Here is a 16,014-nt window from a genome sequence, read left to right as displayed (position 1 = left end):
ACCGCGGGCGTTCCGGAGGAGGACCGGTTGATCGACGAGGATTTCGAGGCGCGGGTGGGGCCGCACCGGCGCGAGCTCCTGGTGCACTGCTACCGGATGCTGGGCTCGGTGCACGAGGCCGAGGACCTGGTCCAGGAGACGATGCTGCGCGCGTGGCGGGCCCGGGAGCGCTACGACGCGGGGCGGGCGTCCGTCCGGACCTGGCTCTACAAGATCGCGACGAACGCGTGCCTGACGGCGCTGGAGGGCCGGGCGCGGCGCCCGCTGCCGTCGGGCCTCGGCGGCCCGAGCGACGATCCGGGCGCGCCGCTCGTCCCGGCGCTGGACGTCCCTTGGCTCCAGCCGTTCCCGGACGCGCTGCTCGACGACCCTGCGGTGCGGGCAGTCCGGCGCGGCACCCTGCGGCTGGCGCTGATCGCGGCGATGCAGGTGCTGCCGCCGAAGCAGCGCGCGGTGCTCATCCTCCGCGACGTGCTGGAGTTCCCGGCCGCCGAGGTCGCCGCGCTGCTGGAGACGACCCCGGCCGCGGTGAACAGCGCGCTGCAGCGGGCCCGCACCGGGCTGGAGGGCGCGTCCCCGGCCGAGGACGAGGTCGCCGAGCCGGGCGACGCGGTGGACGCGCTCGTGGACCGCTACGTCCGGTCGTTCGAGGCCGCCGACGTGGCCGGGCTCGTCGCGCTGCTGACCGAGGACGCGGTGATGGAGATGCCGCCGGTCCCGCTCTGGTACCTCGGCCGGGACTCCTACGGCCGGTTCATGGAGCGGGTCTTCGAGATGAACGGCCCCGACTGGCGGTTGGTCCGGACGGCGGCGAACACGCAGCCCGCCGTCGCCGCCTACCATCGGGGCGACGGCGGCGCCTACCTGCTGCACACGCTCCAGGTCTTCACCGTGACGCCGCGGGGCATCGCGCGCAACGTCGTCTTCCAGGACGCGCGGGTGTTCGCGGCCTTCGACCTGCCCCCGGTCCTGGACACCGCGCGGGAAGGCTAGCCCTTGATGCGGTCGAGGACGGGAAGCGGGACCAGGCCGTACTGGTAGAAGTCGACGGTGTCGGCGCCGGCGGTGCGGGCGGCCTCGGTCTTGGCCGCCAGGTGCTCGGCGGACACGGTGTCGGGATGGCCCGGCCGCAGCACGGCCCGCAGGGCGGTGTCGGGGCCGAGGGCGGCGCGGTAGGCGGTGACGTCCTCGGCTATCCGGCCGCTCTCCCGGGCGTAGCAGAGGATGGCGTAGGACGGGACGACGCCCGCCAGCGAGGCGGGGTCGATGCCGAGCTTCCAGGCGTCGGCGGCGGCCGGGGCACCGGTGGGGCGGCCGTCCGCGTAGCCCTTCGTGGCGCCGGTGAGGTCGATGAAGGTGAGCTGGGAGCCTTCCGCCGCGACGGCTTCGGCGACCTCCGCGGCCAGGGACGTGACGATCGGCGTCCGCGCTCGGGCGTATTCGGCGAGGACGTCCGGGATCTCCTCGATGGGCGGGCCGCCGTCCAGCACGGACGCCGCGAGCCCGGACGCCGCGTCGCGGGCCGCGTCCGCGCGGGGGACGCGGCGGCGGCAGTGGTCGCAGAAGCAGAGGCCGAGGGCGAACTCGGCGGCCGGGCCGAGGTCCACGAACGACCGTTCGTGGTGGTAGCCGTGGCCGAACGTCCCGAAATGGAGGGATTCGGCGACGACGGAGTCCATGCCCTGGCGGGCGATGGCGCGGCCGAGGGCGGCGGCGTAGGCGCGGACGTCCGGGTGGGACGGGCACAGGTCGGCGGGCGCGGCGCGGTCGCCGAAGCAGTTCTGCTGCGTGACGTCCGGGAACGCAAGGCCGAGCGTGGTGTTGTGCAGGAACACCCCCCAGCCGTGCAGGGGGACGCCGAGCGCGCGGGTCTCCTCGCGCAGCGCGCGAAGCGGCCGCTCCTCCGCGCCCTCGCGGACGGGCGGGACGAGCCGGAGCCCGTCGAAGTGGCCGTCGACCGGGAAGTGGACACCGTCGTGGCGGAAAGTGACGCGGGAACGGCCGTGGGGCGTCACATCGCGGGCGCGATGGTAGGCCGCGCCGACCGTGAGGGACGAGACCCCGTGCGCCAGAATCTGCGCGGCCCGCACGCCGCGCAGATCCTCCACCAGGACATAGAGGGAGGAGTCCATCCAGGCGAGGATACGGCGCCGGCAAGAGGGCCTCAGCGCGGCCGCAGCGCCCGCCCGGGCCGCGCGGACTCGTCCAGGACGCCGCCGCTCAGCACGGGAACGCCGTTGACCAGGACGTGCTCGACGCCGTCCGCCGGCACGCGGGGCCGCTCGTAGGTGGCGCGGTCGGTGACGGCGCCGGGGTCCAGCACGACGAGGTCGGCGGCGTACCCGGCCTCGACGCGGCCCCGGTCGGCGAGCCGGAACCGGGCGGCGGCGGCCCCGGCCATGTGCACGGCGGCCTGCTCCCACGTCCAGTCGCCGAGGTCGCGGACGTACCGGCCCATCAGCCGGGCGAACGCGCCCCAGCCGCGCGGATGCGGATGCCCGCCCTGGTAGATGGCGTCGGACCCGGCCATCTGCGCGGGATGCCGCAGCAGCGCCCGCACCGACTCCTCGGTGGCGGCGGGCGGCTGCGCGAACACGCAGCCGGCCTCCAGCCGGGTGGCCACGAGCAGGTCGCAGCAGAACTCGCCGGGGCCGAGCCCGGCCCGCTCCGCCGCGTCCGGAAGGGTCATGCCCTCGGCCCATCGCAGCTCGTCGGCGGGCACGTGCGACAGCGTGATCCGCGACCAGACGTCCGTCCGGTGGGCGAACCACTCGCGCTCCAGCCGCTCCCGGACGGACCGCTCCGCGAGCGCGTCGAGCGTCCCGTCCAGGTCGGTGACCGGCAGCCACGACGGCAGCGCGACGAGCGTCAGCGTGCTGGATCCGCGCAGGTAGGGGTAGCTGTCGAAGGTCAGGTCGACGCCCTCGGCGCGCGCGCCGCCGACCAGCCGGACCAGCAGGTCCGCCGGGCCGTGCAGGTGCGACACGTGCGGGGCGACGCGTCCGGCGCGCGCGATCTTCAGCACCTCCGCCAGCGCGGTCACCGCGTCGGCCTCGTAGCCGCGCATGTGGGTGACGTAGGGCAGGCCGGCCTCGCCCACGGGCTCGCACATCGTGGCGATCTCGTCCACGGCGGCATAGGAGCCGGGCACGTACTCCAGCCCGGTGGACAGCCCGGCCGCGCCCTCGCTCAGCCCGCGCTCGACGTGGGCGCGCATCGCCGCCAGCTCGCGCACGTCCGGCGCGCGGCGCGCCGCTCCCATGACGCCGTACCGGATCGTCCCGTGCGGGAGCAGGTACACGGTGTTGAGCGCCGTGCGCCGGTCGTAGGTCGCGAGGAGCTGCGCCACCGACACGGCGCCGCCCAGCTCGGGATGCGTCCCGTTGACCGGTGCGAAGTACCGGGTGACGTAGCGGAGCGTCTGCGCGTCCGCCGGAGCGTAGGAGACGCCGTCCTGCCCGAGCACGAACGTGGTGACGCCCTGCCGCAGCGCCGCGAACTGCGCCTCCCGGTCGAACACCGCGGCGTCGCCGTGCACGTGGGCGTCGATGAAGCCCGGCATGACGTAGCGGCCCGTCGCGTCGATCTCCTCGGCCGCCCGCGCGTCCGCCGGCACGCCGACGGCGGCGATCCGTCCGGCGGCGACGGCCACGTCGGCGCGGCGCCGAGGCGCCCCGGTGCCGTCCAGCACCGTCCCGCCCCGGACCACCAAGTCGAGCAAGGAGACCCCATCCGCCGACGTACCGGACGCCGAGCCCGGTGGTCGAACGCTACGGGCCGTCAGTCCCTGCCGCCAGAGGCGCGGCGGAGCAATCGCGGCCGCACCCGGCCGAGGCCCTGCAGGGAGCGGGGGCGCAGGGAGGAGATGTCGTAGCGGCCGGCGTCGGGCAGGGCGGAGGCCAGCCCGCCGTCGATCAGGACGGTGCCGGGGTGGGCGGTGGCGGTGAGGCGCGCGGCGAGGTTCACCGGGGTGCCGAACACGTCGCCGAGCCGCTGGACGACCTCGCCGTAGGCCAGGCCGACGCGGACCTTCGGGAAATCGGGGTCCTCGTTGAAGCGCTCGGCGATGCGCAGGCCGATCTCGGCGCCGACGGCCGGGTCGGTGGCGACGAAGAGGATCTCGTCGCCGAGCGTCTTGACGACGCGGCCGCCGCGGTCCGCGACGATCTCGGTGGCGGCGGACTCGAACCGCACGACGAACGAGGCCAGCGCGTCGGCTTCCAGGGCGCGGCTGAGCCGGGTGAAGGAGACGACGTCGGCGAAGCCGACCGCGAGGTGGGCGAGGCCGGCGGCGGGGTCGGACGGGGTCGCGGCGCTGACGGCGGCGGCGCGCAGCCCGGCGGCGGTGAGCTGGCGGCGCCAGCCGTGCAGCAGGAGCCGCTCGAACGCCGGGCGCAGCTCCTCGGTGGCGGCGAGGGCGGCGGTGACCAGGTCGGGCGTGAGGGGCTCGTCGGACGGCAGCACGCTGAGCCGCTGCAGCCAGACGTCGCCGAGCCAGCTGGCGAGCCGTCCCATGGTCTGCCCGACGGCGCGCACGAGCTGCAGGACGGTCTCCTCGTCGACGAGGTCGTGCGCCATCAGCTCGTTGATCTCGCGGAGGGCGGTGACGTCGCCGTCGGTGAAGGCGGCCTCGTCGTCGGGCGGGATGGGGAAGCCGAGGGCCTGCCAGACGCGGCGCGCGTACTCGTCGGAGACGCCGGACAGGGCCTCGACGTCCTTGCGGGTGTAGCGCAGGGGGCCGCCGAGGAGGGTCTCCTCGATGTCCAGGGGCCCGCCGGGGTCCGTCATGGACTCCCCCTCTATGTCTCATTGATCAATGTCACAATGATGGCGGAGTAAGATCGCGGCGGTCAAGATGGACGCAACCGGCGGGCGGGGCATGGCCGAGTACCGAATCGACGACCTGGCGCGAGCCGCCGGGAGCACCGTGCGCAACATCCGCGCCTACCAGGACCGGGGGCTGCTGCCGCCGCCCCGCCTGGCCGGCCGGGTCGGCCTGTACGACGACTCGCACCTGGCCCGGCTGCGGCTGATCGGCCAGCTGCTCGGCCGCGGCTACACCTTCGCGGTCATCAAGGACCTGCTGACCGCGTGGGAGACCGGCCGCGACGTCGGCGACGTCCTCGGCCTGGAGAAGGTCCTCACCGACCCGTGGTCGGACGAGATCCCCGGCACCGCGACCTACGAGGAGCTCCTCGCGATCTTCGGCGGCGGGCTCGGCGAGGACGAGCGCGAGCGGATGCGGCGGCGGACCATCGAGCTCGGCCTGATCGAACCGGACGGCGACCAGTACCGGGTGCCGAGCCCCCGGCTGCTGCACGTCGGCGCCGAGCTGGTCGCCGCGGGCATCCCGCTGGACGCGGTGCTCGACATCGCCGAGCGGATCCGCGGCGACGTCGACGTGATCGCGGGACGGTTCGTCGGGCTCGTCCAGGAGCACGTCTTCAGCCGGCTGGAGGACGGGCCGGACGGCGAGGACGTCACCGAGGTCGCGGCCGTGGTGCGCCGGATGCGGCCGCTGGTGAAGATGGTCGTCGACCCCCTGATCGCGCGGGCGATGGAGGCCCGCGTGCAGGCGGCGCTCGGCGAGCACCTGGAGACCATCCGCGACCACCTCGGCGGGGAGCAGTCCGCCGCCCGCTGACCGCGCCCGCGGCTCACAGCAGCGAGGCGCCCCACTTGACCGTCACCTGGTGGGCCGCGCCCTCGGAGTCGGTGAAGGTGAGCGTGCCCTGGCCGGGCAGCCCGATCAGCGCGGTCCGCAGGGTGATCGTGACGCGGGACGTGCCGCCCTTGGCCACCCCGCCCTGCATCTGCGACAGGACCAGCTCGCCGTTGGAGGTCATCGCCGTCCAGGTCACCGGGCCGTTGCGCGCTGACAGGCTGACCTGCGCGGTCTTGGTGCCGTACATCTCGACCGTGCCCGGGCTCACCACCAGCACGCCCGGCCGTGCGGGCGGCCTGGGAGGCGACGGCGGCGCCGACGACGGCGGGACGGTGCCGGACGGCGACGGCGACGGGCTCCCGTCGTCGGTCTGCGGCCGCATGGACGGCGTCGCCCCCGGCGAACCGGACACCGCGCCGGGCCCGCCCGCCGGCCCGCCCGGCCGCCGGTCGCCGTGCTCCCGGCCGTCGCCGCCGCCGCGGCCCTCGTGCTTGATCGTCGGCTGGTTGTGGAACGGCGGCCACGACAGCGCGCCGCCGCCGACCCCGGGGCCCATGAGCAGGCCCGCGACGACCGCCGCGACCAGCGCGCCCACCATCCCGCCGCCGGTGAACAGCCACCGCCGGGTGAAGGGCGACGGCACGTCCGGCTGGCTCGGCAGGCCCTCCGGGGTCAGCGGGCCGCCGCGCGCCGCGATGTCCGCGCGGTAGCCGGCGAGCTCCGGGTCGGTCGCGGTGTGCATGACGCGGTGGCGCAGCGCGGCGGGCAGGACGGGGGCGGGCGCCCGGCGCAGCAGCGCCGCCGCGCGGACCCGTCCGCGGCTCCGGCAGGCCGGGCAATCGGCGATGTGCTCGGCGAGGGACGGGTCTGCGGCATCCGACGCGTCCCGGCCGCCGCGGTGGAGCGTCCGCCACAGCGCGCCGGAGAGCGGGCCGCCGCCGCGCGCCGGCGGGGCCTCGGGCTCCGGCTCCTCTTCGTCGTCTTCCGAGATGGCGGGCTGCTTCGGCTCCGGGGCCCGGGCCGCCAGGACCGCGACGGCGTCGGACCGGGTCGCCTCCTCGGCGGGCTCCTCGTCGTCCGCGTCGTCCGCGTCATCCGCGGACGCGGCGCAGGCGCGCGCCGCCCGGGCGATCTCGGCGGCGAGCGCGGCCTCCATGGCGGCGCCGCCCTGGCGGACCCGCGCGGCGGCGCGGCGGCCCGACAGCCCGACCGCGGCGCCGAGCCGGGCCGGCGGCAGCTCGTGCCGGAACGCCAGCAGGACGACCTCCTGGTCGACCGGGTCGAGGGCGGCGAGCGCGGTGCGCAGCAGGTCGTGCAGTTCGCCGGACGGCGGCCAGTCGGTGGCGGCGACCGTGTCGGCGCGCTCCACGAACGGGGTGTCGGAGAACTCGGCGTCCCGGTCCCAGTGCAGTTCCGCGGGCCGGCCGCGGCGGATGCAGCGGCGGCGGGCCGCGCCGTACAGCCAGGAGCTCAGGTGCAGGTGGTCGCGCATCCGGGGGGCGCGGCGGCCGGCGTCGATGAAGGTGTCGTGGACGATGCCGGCGGCGACCTTCTCGTCCCCCGCCATTGACAGCGCGTAGTCGTAGAGGCGCTCGCCGTACTCGTCATAGAGCGTGGCCAGGGCCTCCTCGTCGCCTTCGTTCAGCCCCTGGACCAGTTTCCGGTCCGGGGCGTCTTCGGAGGGGGACAACCTGGGCATACACGCTCCCGGCACCGGCAGGGGAGTCCGCCCCCAAAGGGGCCGTCCGGACAATCAGCCCACCTTGCATACACCCCTTCACCGGTTCGACACCACTCGATCCCCCGAAATCACCGATACCGGCGATCGGACGGTGAAGCACTCGTTTCTCTCCGTGATCACTTTCCTCATGACCGAGCGTCAGAATCGGGTCAGCCCGCACGCGGATTTTCCCGCGGTCGCGGCAGGGCGCGCACGTCGCTCAGTCGACGCGCTCGACCTCCAGCCCGCCGTCGGCGTAGCGGCGGCGCAGCACCTTCTTGTCGAATTTCCCGACACTGGTCTTGGGGACTTCGGCGATGAACGTCCAGCGTTCGGGCAGCTGCCATTTCGGCACCCGGCCGGTGAGGAACTCGCGCAGCTGCGCCGCCGTGACCGACGCGCCGTCGCGGACGACGACGGAGGCGAGCGGCCGTTCCTGCCAGCGGTCGTCCGGGACCCCGACGACGGCCGCCTCGATCACGTCCGGGTGGGCCATCAGGTGGTTCTCCAGCTCGACGGAGGAGATCCACTCGCCGCCGGACTTGATGACGTCCTTCGCCCGGTCGGTGAGGACCATGTAGCCGTCGGCGGACAGGTTGCCGACGTCGCCGGTGCGCAGCCAGCCGTCGTGGAACTTGCCCGGGTCCTCGTCGCGGTAGTAGGCGCCGGTGATCCACGGCCCGCGGATCTCCACCTCGCCGACGGCCTCCCCGTCGTTCGGCAGGATCACGTCGCCGTCGCCGACGACGCGGATCTCCAGGCCGGCCAGCACCCGTCCCTGGCTGATCCGGGCCTGCCACGCTCGCTCGCCGTCCGCTCCCACGGGCGGGTGCGCCATCGTCGCGACCGGGGACGTCTCGGTCATCCCCCACGCCTGCACGATCCGGACGCCGATCTTGTCGAACCCGCGCATCAGCGCCTCCGGCACCGCCGACCCGCCGCACGGGACGAGCCGCAGCGAGCTCAGGTCGGAGCCGTGCTCGCGCGTGTACCGCAGGACGTCCGCCCAGATCGTGGGGACGGCGCCCGCGATCGTCGGCCGCTCCGACTCGATCAGCCGGACGAGCGGCTCGGCCTGCAGGAACCGGTCCGGCATGACGAGCGCCGCGCCCGCGAGCATCGCCGCGTACGGCAGCCCCCACGCGTTCGCGTGGAACATCGGGACGACCGGAAGCACCACGTCCGCGCCGCTCATCGCGAGCGCGTTGCCGGTGCACACCGACACCGAATGCAGGTACGCGGACCGGTGCGAGTAGACGACGCCCTTCGGGTTGCCCGTGGTGCCGCTCGTGTAGCACATGGCGGCGGCGGACCGCTCGTCGATCTCCGGCCACGCGAACTCCGGCGGCGCAGCGGCCAGCAGCTCCTCGTAGGAGTGCAGCTCCTTGCCCGCGCCCTCCAGCGGAGCGGTGTCGCCTTCGCCGACCACGACGACGTGCCGGACGGTCTTCAGCTGCGGCAGCACCGGCGCGAGCAGCGGGATCAGCGACCCGTCGACGATGACGACGTGGTCCTCGGCGTGGTTGGCGATGTAAACCAGCTGGTCGGGGAACAGCCGCAGATTCAGCGTGTGCAGGACGGCCCCCATCGACGGGACCGCGAGGTAGGCCTCGAGATGCTCGGTGTTGTTCCACATGAACGTGGCGACGCGCTGGTCGCCGTCCACGCCGAGCGCGCGCAGCGCCCCGGCGAGCCGGGCGGCGCGCTCACCGACCTCGGCGTAGCTCCGGCGCCGCGCGCCGTCCCCGGTCCACGTGGCGACCTGCGCGGACCCGCACACCTGCGTGCCGTACCGCATGATCGTGGCGATGGTCAGCGGAAAGTCCTGCATGGTGCTCCACACGGCACACCTCCGGCTCAGCTGCGGAACTCCGTTCTAGCCCACCCCGACGACGTTTGCCCAGAGCCCACCCCCCGCCAGTCCGGACGGCATGAACCCCGGCCCCGGGCGGCGTGAACCTCAGCCCGTCAGTCGTGACGGGGGGTTCCAGGGGGATCGTCCCCCCTGGGCTGACACGGAATGCCCGGGAAGTCGTCGCCGAGGGCGTCGTCGTCGCGCAGGCGGGACATGGCGCGGGAGACGGTGCTCTTGACCGTGCCGACGCTCACGCCGAGCACGTCGGCGATCTCCGCTTCGGACATGTCCTCGTAATAGCGGAGCATGACGGCAAGGCGTTGGCGTTCGGGAAGGCGGCCGAGGGCGCGGCCGAGGGCGTCGCGCATTTCGGCGCGCCGGGTGTGATCGTCCACCGGACGGTCGGGAACCTGATCCGTGGGATAAATATCCAGTTTCCTTCGCCGCCACCATGAGATCTGAGTGTTGGCCATGGCGCGGCGGACGTAGCCGTCGACGGCGGCGCGGTCGTGGATGCGGTCCCAGGCGAGGTAGGTCTTGGCGAGCGCGGCCTGCAGCAGGTCCTCGGCCTCGGCGCGGTCGCTGGTCAGGCGCATCGCGGCGCGCAGCAGCGTGGGGCCGCGGTCCGCGACGTACGCGCGGAACTCCTCGTGCCGCGTGCTGTTCACCCCACCTCCGAGCCGGCGTCGCGGAGGCGCCCGGCGGCGGACGGATCCCGAACGGGCGGATCTTGACCGCGCCGGACTCCCGGTACAGTTGACGATCTCAGGTTGATCGTAATTCCGGGCCTACTTAAAGTACATATCCGGGTCAACCAGTTAATAATCCTCATCCAACGTCGATTGAACCTCCTCCGGCGATCGACTTATCGCGACAAATCCGTCGACAGAGCGTGCACCGCGCGTGACTCTTGACTCGCCGTCCTAACAGACGTCACGCCCAGTGAAGCTCGAGCCGGAGTGCCGCCATGCCGCTACCCCATCGCCGTGGAGCCAGGCGCCGCCGTCTCCGCGCGGCCGTGCTCGGGGCGTCCCCCGAGCCGGGCGCCGGCCTGCCGGAGCACGCCGGCCGGCCGCTCGGCGCGCTGTCCGGGACGATCCTGGACGCGAGCCCGCACCTGCTGGTGCTGGACGCGGACGGCACCGAGCTGCGGCTGGCGATGACGCAGGACACCACGGTCTGGCACGGCGGGCGCGGGGGCCTCGCCGCGCTGCGGCCGGGACGGGAGGCGATCGTCCGGCCGAGGGCCGGCGGGCCCGGTGCCGACCGGATCTGGGTCGACATCGAGCGGGTCGCCGGCACCATGCTGGCGTGCGGGCGGGACGCCTGGGAGGTGGACATGGGCCCCCATCGCGGGCGCGCCCATGTGGCGATCCCCCCGCACGCCCTCCAGCAGGTGCTCGTCCGGCATCCCCGGCTGGAGCCGGGCTACCTGGTGGACGTGATCTGCGTGCGCTCCCCCGGCGGGCCGCAGGCGGTGCGCCCGGGCACGTCGCAGCCCGGGTACCGGGTGGGGGATCTGGCCGGCCCGGAGGCGGCGGCGCCCGCACCGGAGGTGCTGCGCGGGACGGCGACGTGGTTCGGCGGGGCGCCGGTGCCGCGCGGCGCGGCGTACCCGGCGCTCGACCCGGAGGGGGAGGCGGGAGGGTGCGCGGACGCGCCGTCCGGCTGCGTCCCGTTCCCGTACCTGTCGCTCGGCAGCGAGATCACCGTGCACAACGAGTGCACGGGGCGCGCGGGGCGGGTGCCGGTGGTGCAGTGCGGCTGCGCGGCGGCCCGGTTCTGCGACCGGTGCGTGGAGTGCGGGGCGTCACCGCGCGGCCGGATCGTGGAGCTGACGCCCGAGACGTTCGTGGGGCTCGGCGGCGATCTGGAGGCCGGGTGCTTCAACGTGCTCGCGCGGCCGGACGTCCCGGCCGTCCGGTTCGGCGGTCCGGAGGAGGCGGCGACATGGTGACGTTCCAGAACACGCAGGTGCTGCTGCTGGCCCTGGTGCTGCTGGCGGCCTGCCTGGCGAAGCTGGCGGTCCGCGAGCGGGCGGCGGACGCGCCCGACCACGTGCACGGCGTCCCGGTCCCGGCGGGGCTCGCGGGGCTGACGGCGCTGCGCCGCAGCCGCGGGCTGAACGTCGGGCTCGGGCTGGGGGAGGGCGTGCTCGGGCTGGCGCTGCTGGTGACCTCGCAGTTCTCGGTGCGGCTGGCCACGACGCTGGCGTTCGCGGCCGCGACCTGGGTGGTGGGGGAGCTGCGGGTGCGGCGGCCGGACGCGGGGTGCGGCTGCTTCGGCGGCCTCAGCGCCAAGCGGGTCGGCCGCCGCAGCGTCCTGCGCGCGCTGCTGTTCACCGGCGCGGGCGTCGCCTCGCTCGGCGCGCCGATGGCGGGCCTGGACGTGCTGCGCGCCGAGCGCGCGCAGGTCGGGCCGGTGCTGATCGTGGAGCTGGCGCTGTTCGCGGCGCTCTCCCCCGAGCTGCCGGAGCTGCTCGGCCGGGGCCGGGGCCGGCGGCCGCACACGCGCGGGCTGGGCCGTCCGGAGGCGCCCTGCGAGCGGCGCCGCAGCCCGCTGCCGGAGACGTACGCGGCGCTCTACGACAGCCCCGCCTGGGTCGCGCACGAGAACGCCGTCGCCAGCGCGCTTCCGCTGGACGTGTGGCGGGAGGGCTGCTGGCGGTTCCTGGTCTACCCGGCCCGGGTGGACGGGCGGGACATGGAGATCGTGTTCGCGGTGTCGACGGCGGAGCGGAACCGGGCCGTGCGGGCGGCGCTCGTCCCGGCGCGCGTCTCGAGCCCCGTCTAGCCGTCTCTTGGACGCGTCCAAGAATGCCGTAGAGATTCCTCGCGGGCGGAGCGGGCACGGACCGTCGCGTGGGGGGAAACGGCGGCGGCTACCTGCGGTTCCCGTCGATCTGCGGCGACGACGCCGTCTTCGTGTGCGAGGACGACCTGTGGACGGTGCCCGCGTCCGGCGGACGGGCGTACCGGCTGACCGCCGGGGTCGCCGCGGCCGCCTATCCCCGGCTGTCGCCGGACGGGCGGCTCCTGGCGTTCGTCGGCCGCGAGGAGGGGCCCGCCGAGGTGTACGTCATGCCAGCGGCGGGCGGGGCGGCGCGGCGGCTGACGTTCCACGGGACGTCCTGCACGATCACCGGCTGGGATCCGGACGGCCGCATCGTCTACGCCAGCGACGTCCGCCGCCCGTTCCGCGGCTACCAGTGGCTCTACCGGATCGACCCCGCCGGCCCCGGCATCCCGGAGGAACTCCCGTACGGGCCGGCGAGCAGCGTCACGTACGGGCCGGACGGCGCGGTCGTCATCGGCCGCAACACCGCCGACCCGGCCCGGTGGAAGCGGTACCGGGGCGGGACGGCCGGCGATCTGTGGATCGACTCCGGCGGTTCCGGCGATTTCCGGCGGCTGATCGAGCTGGACGGCAACCTCGCCGCGCCATGCCGGGTCGGCGGCCGGATCTACTTCCTGTCCGACCACGAGGGCGTCGGCAACGTCTACTCCTGCCTGCCCGACGGCTCCGACCTGCGGCGGCACACCGACCATGACGACTACTACGCGCGCAACCTCGCCGACGACGGCCGCCGGTTGATCTACCACGCCGCCGCCGACCTGTACGTCCTCGACCCGGACAACGGCCCTCGCCGGATCGATGTACGGCTCGGCAGCTCCCGCACCCAGAGGAACCGGCGGTTCGTGCCCGCCGCCGAGTACCTCGACACGGTCACGGTGAACTCGGCGGGCGACGGCCTGGCGATCACGACGCGCGGCAAGGCGTACTCGTTCGCGGCCTGGGAGGGTCCGGTCCGCCAGCACGGGCGGCAGGACGGCGTGCGGTACCGGCTGCTGACCTGGTTCAACGACGACCGGCGGCTGATCGCGGCGGCGTCCGGCGAGGACGGCCGGGAGCGGATCGTCGTGCTGACCGCGTCCGGCGCGCGCGACGCGGTGCACGCCGAGACGTCCGGCGACGTCGGCCGGGTGCTGGAGCTGGTGCCGTCGCCGTCCGCCGACCGGTTCGCGTTCACCAACCACCGCAACGAGCTGTACCTGCTGGAGCCGGCGGGCGACGGGCCGCTGGAGCCGGTGCCGCTGGACGTCAGCCCGTACGGCGCGATCACGGGCCTGGCCTGGTCGCCCGGCGGCGAGTGGCTCGCCTACGCGTGCCCGACCGGCGCGCAGACCACCGCGATCAAGGTGTGCAACGCCGAGACGGGCCTGGTCGCGCCGGTCACCCGGCCCGTCCTGCACGACCGCGCCCCGGCGTGGGACCCGGGCGGCCGCTACCTGTACTTCATCGGCCAGCGGGTGTTCGACCCGGTCGCCGACACGCTCCAGTTCGACCGTGGGTTCCCGCTCGGCTCCCGCCCGTACGCGGTCACGCTGCGCAAGGACGTGCCGTCGCCGTTCATGGCCGCGCCGCGCCCGGTGACCGGCGGAGACGCGCCGGGCGAGGCGAGCCTCGCGGAGGGGTCGGACGCGCGGGACGTCACCGGCCCGGCCCTCGGCGCGAGCGTCGCCGCCACGGCGCGGCTCGCGATCGACTTCGACGGGATCGAGCGGCGGATCGTCGCGTTCCCCGTCGCGGAGGGCCGGTACGGGCGGATCGCGGGGATCAGGGGCCAGGCGCTGTACTCGGTGTTCCCGGTCAAGGGCGGGCGCGGCGACGACCCGGCGCTCGGCCGCGTCGACGCGTTCGACTTCGCGGCGCGGCAGGCGCGGACCCGGCTGCGCGACGTCGGCGACTTCTGGCTCGCCCGCGACGGCGCCACGCTGCTCTACCGGTCGCGGTCGCGGCTGCGGCTGGTCACGGCGGGGCGCGAGCAGCCGCCGGACGACCGGCCGGGCCGCCGCAGCGGCTGGATCGACCTCGACCGCGTGAAGGTGTCGGTGTGCCCGGCGACCGAATGGCGGCAGATGCTCCGCGAGACGTGGGTGCTGCAGCGCGAGCACTTCTGGGACGAGGACATGGTCGGCATCGACTGGGACGCCGTCTACCGCCGCTACCTCCCGCTTGTCGACAAAGTGACAACTCGCGGGGAGTTCTCCGACCTGCTCTGGGAGATGCAGGGCGAGCTCGGCACCTCGCACGCCTACGAGATCGGCGGCGAGTACCGCAGCCGCCCCGTCTACGACCAGGGCTTCCTCGGTATCGACTGGGCGGTCCGGGACGGCCGGTTCACGATCGCGCACATCATCGAGGGCGACCCGTGGGACCCGGCCGCCACCTCACCGCTGAACCGGCCGGGCGTGGACGTCCGGCCGGGCGACGCCGTCGTGGCGATCAACGGGGAGCCCGTCGCGCCGGGCGGCACCGTCCCCGGCGAGCGGCTCGTCAACCTGGCCGGCGAGGAGGTGCTGCTGACGGTCCGGCGCGGCGGCGCCGACCCGTTCACCGTCGCCGTCAGGACCCTGCACGACGAGCGTCCCGGCCGCTACCGCGACTGGGTGGCCGCCAACCGCGCGCTCGTCCACGAGCGGACCGGCGGGCGCGCCGGCTACCTGCACGTCCCCGACATGGGCCCGGACGGGTTCGCCGAATTCCACCGCGGCTTCCTCGGCGAGTACGACCGGGAGGCGCTGATCGTGGACGTCCGGTTCAACGGCGGCGGCAACGTGTCGGGGCTGCTGCTGCAGAAGCTCGCGCGCCGCCGGATCGGCTACAACTTCCCGCGCTGGGGCGTCCCGGCGCCGTACCCGCGCGAGTCGCCGCGCGGCCCGATGGTCGCGATCACCAACGAGCGGACCGGCTCGGACGGCGACATCTTCAGCCACGGGTTCAAGCTGCTCGGCCTCGGCCCGCTGATCGGCCGCCGGACCTGGGGCGGCGTGGTCGGCATCCGGCCCCGGCACCGGCTCGCCGACGGCACCGTCACCACGCAGCCGGAGTTCTCCTTCACCTTCGACGACGTGGGTTGGCGGGTCGAGAACTACGGCACCGACCCCGACATCGAGGTCGACATCACGCCGCAGGACCACGCGAACGGCACCGACACCCAGCTCGTGCGGGCGATCGACGAGGCGCTCGGGCTGCTCGCCCGGTTCCCGCCGCACACGCCCGACCCGTCCACCCGCCCGGTGTTCAAGGCGCAGGGCGAGGCGTAGCGCGCATCGGAGGCCGCACCCGTCCTCTCGCGGGCTCGGCCCTCACATCAACCGGACGCTACGGCCGCGTCACCAGTTCTCGTCGGTCTCGTCGTCGCGGTGCATGCCGTCGAGCTGGTTGCCGTACAGCTCGTCCTCGTCGTCCTGGCGGCGGGGGCGGTGGCTCGCGATGCCATCGTCGTGCATACCGCCCGTGTCGGAGGAGTACTGGTCGTCCTCGTCGAACGCATGGTCGCCGGCCGCGAAGCCCGGCTCGTCCTGATAGCCCGGCCCCTGGCCGTACGGCTGGCCGCCCTGCTCCTGCCGCATCTCCGGCTCGTCGGCGCCCCCGGACTGCGACGACCCCGTGGTCGAGGTCATCTCGTCGCCGGTCGCGTACTCGTCCTCCTCGCGGGACGAGTACAGGTCGTCGGGGTCCTGGCCCCGGTAGCGGTCCTGCTCGTTCATCGTGATCCCCCCGACATCGGAACTTCGCGCCCGGTCCGGCACATCGGGGGCCATACCCAGATAACTCCGCGTAACAACCGTCATGCCGGACAACGCCTGTGCGTTGCTATAGCGATCTCTAGGATTTTCCTTAGAGAGTCTTAGAGATTCCTCGAAAGCCGGGGCGAGCAGAATCTACGGCCGTCTAGCTCTCCTGCTAGAAAGCCGAAGAGAAATCGGA

General features: G+C 74.3%; 12 protein-coding genes. 5 read left to right on the top strand and 7 right to left on the bottom strand.

Going from position 1 to position 16,014, the window contains the following annotated elements; translation table 11 throughout:
* The first annotated feature begins 27 nt into the window (after positions 1 to 27).
* Positions 28 to 993, top strand: coding sequence for a sigma-70 family RNA polymerase sigma factor (locus tag QP089_RS21800; protein WP_285913576.1), 966 nt, complete (start codon positions 28 to 30; stop codon positions 991 to 993).
* Here the strand turns inward: QP089_RS21800 and QP089_RS21795 are convergent.
* From QP089_RS21795 to QP089_RS21785, 3 genes are read right to left on the bottom strand one after another with little or no spacing between them, the layout of a single operon-like run.
* A complete protein-coding gene (locus tag QP089_RS21795) occupies positions 990 to 2,132 on the bottom strand; it encodes a hypothetical protein (protein WP_285913574.1) in 1,143 nt (380 codons plus the stop codon). The genes QP089_RS21800 and QP089_RS21795 overlap by 4 nt on opposite strands.
* A gap of 32 nt (positions 2,133 to 2,164) precedes the next feature.
* On the bottom strand, positions 2,165 to 3,721 hold the full coding sequence (locus QP089_RS21790; RefSeq protein WP_285913572.1) for an N-acyl-D-amino-acid deacylase family protein: 1,557 nt from the start codon (positions 3,719 to 3,721) through the stop codon (positions 2,165 to 2,167).
* 59 nt (positions 3,722 to 3,780) lie between these two features.
* The gene (locus tag QP089_RS21785) at positions 3,781 to 4,788 is read right to left on the bottom strand and encodes an adenylate/guanylate cyclase domain-containing protein (RefSeq protein ID WP_285913571.1); all 1,008 of its coding nucleotides are present in this window, start codon (positions 4,786 to 4,788) and stop codon (positions 3,781 to 3,783) included.
* Between the two features lie 91 nt (positions 4,789 to 4,879).
* On the opposite strand from QP089_RS21785, the gene QP089_RS21780 reads away from it, so the two are divergent.
* Positions 4,880 to 5,644, top strand: coding sequence for a MerR family transcriptional regulator (locus QP089_RS21780; protein ID WP_285913664.1), 765 nt, complete (start codon positions 4,880 to 4,882; stop codon positions 5,642 to 5,644).
* Between the two features lie 13 nt (positions 5,645 to 5,657).
* Here QP089_RS21780 and QP089_RS21775 read toward each other — a convergent pair whose 3' ends face one another.
* The 3 genes from QP089_RS21775 to QP089_RS21765 all read right to left on the bottom strand — a co-directional run bounded on the left by QP089_RS21775 (position 5,658) and on the right by QP089_RS21765 (position 9,908).
* On the bottom strand, positions 5,658 to 7,364 hold the full coding sequence (locus tag QP089_RS21775) for an RNA polymerase sigma factor (protein WP_285913570.1): 1,707 nt from the start codon (positions 7,362 to 7,364) through the stop codon (positions 5,658 to 5,660).
* A 241-nt stretch (positions 7,365 to 7,605) separates the two neighbouring features.
* Positions 7,606 to 9,216 (bottom strand): long-chain fatty acid--CoA ligase, encoded by a 1,611-nt coding sequence (locus QP089_RS21770; protein ID WP_285913569.1) that lies wholly within the window; start codon positions 9,214 to 9,216, stop codon positions 7,606 to 7,608.
* Between the two features lie 137 nt (positions 9,217 to 9,353).
* The gene (locus tag QP089_RS21765) at positions 9,354 to 9,908 is read right to left on the bottom strand and encodes a SigE family RNA polymerase sigma factor (RefSeq protein WP_285913568.1); all 555 of its coding nucleotides are present in this window, start codon (positions 9,906 to 9,908) and stop codon (positions 9,354 to 9,356) included.
* 299 nt (positions 9,909 to 10,207) lie between these two features.
* On the opposite strand from QP089_RS21765, the gene QP089_RS21760 reads away from it, so the two are divergent.
* The 3 genes from QP089_RS21760 to QP089_RS21750 all read left to right on the top strand — a co-directional run bounded on the left by QP089_RS21760 (position 10,208) and on the right by QP089_RS21750 (position 15,347).
* On the top strand, positions 10,208 to 11,197 hold the full coding sequence (locus QP089_RS21760) for a hypothetical protein (protein ID WP_285913566.1): 990 nt from the start codon (positions 10,208 to 10,210) through the stop codon (positions 11,195 to 11,197).
* Positions 11,191 to 12,033, top strand: a complete 843-nt coding sequence (locus QP089_RS21755) for a MauE/DoxX family redox-associated membrane protein (RefSeq protein ID WP_285913564.1) — start codon at positions 11,191 to 11,193, stop codon at positions 12,031 to 12,033. Before QP089_RS21760 ends, QP089_RS21755 begins: the two co-directional genes overlap by 7 nt.
* 68 nt (positions 12,034 to 12,101) lie before the next feature.
* Positions 12,102 to 15,347, top strand: a complete 3,246-nt coding sequence (locus QP089_RS21750; protein WP_285913563.1) for a S41 family peptidase — start codon at positions 12,102 to 12,104, stop codon at positions 15,345 to 15,347.
* Positions 15,348 to 15,416: 69 nt separating this feature from the next.
* On the opposite strand, the gene QP089_RS21745 is transcribed toward QP089_RS21750, so the two are convergent.
* Positions 15,417 to 15,794, bottom strand: a complete 378-nt coding sequence (locus QP089_RS21745) for a hypothetical protein (protein WP_285913562.1) — start codon at positions 15,792 to 15,794, stop codon at positions 15,417 to 15,419.
* Positions 15,795 to 16,014 lie beyond the last annotated feature (220 nt).

Source organism: Actinomadura opuntiae, assembly GCF_030283205.1.
In the GTDB taxonomy this organism is placed as follows: Bacteria; Actinomycetota; Actinomycetes; order Streptosporangiales; family Streptosporangiaceae; genus Spirillospora.
The sequence above is the reverse complement of the archived record's forward strand: the minus strand, read 5'-3'. Positions and strand labels throughout refer to the sequence as shown.

Bases quoted from the DNA above. Each gene is read 5' to 3' on its own strand.
- QP089_RS21780 (WP_285913664.1), top strand. From the start codon at position 4,880: ATGGCCGAGTACCGAATCGACGACCTGGCGCGAGCCGCCGGGAGCACC.
- QP089_RS21745 (WP_285913562.1), bottom strand. From the start codon at position 15,794: ATGAACGAGCAGGACCGCTACCGGGGCCAGGACCCCGACGACCTGTAC.
- QP089_RS21770 (WP_285913569.1), bottom strand. From the start codon at position 9,216: ATGCAGGACTTTCCGCTGACCATCGCCACGATCATGCGGTACGGCACG.
- QP089_RS21755 (WP_285913564.1), top strand. From the start codon at position 11,191: ATGGTGACGTTCCAGAACACGCAGGTGCTGCTGCTGGCCCTGGTGCTG.
- QP089_RS21760 (WP_285913566.1), top strand. From the start codon at position 10,208: ATGCCGCTACCCCATCGCCGTGGAGCCAGGCGCCGCCGTCTCCGCGCG.
- QP089_RS21775 (WP_285913570.1), bottom strand. From the start codon at position 7,364: ATGCCCAGGTTGTCCCCCTCCGAAGACGCCCCGGACCGGAAACTGGTC.
- QP089_RS21785 (WP_285913571.1), bottom strand. From the start codon at position 4,788: ATGACGGACCCCGGCGGGCCCCTGGACATCGAGGAGACCCTCCTCGGC.
- QP089_RS21795 (WP_285913574.1), bottom strand. From the start codon at position 2,132: ATGGACTCCTCCCTCTATGTCCTGGTGGAGGATCTGCGCGGCGTGCGG.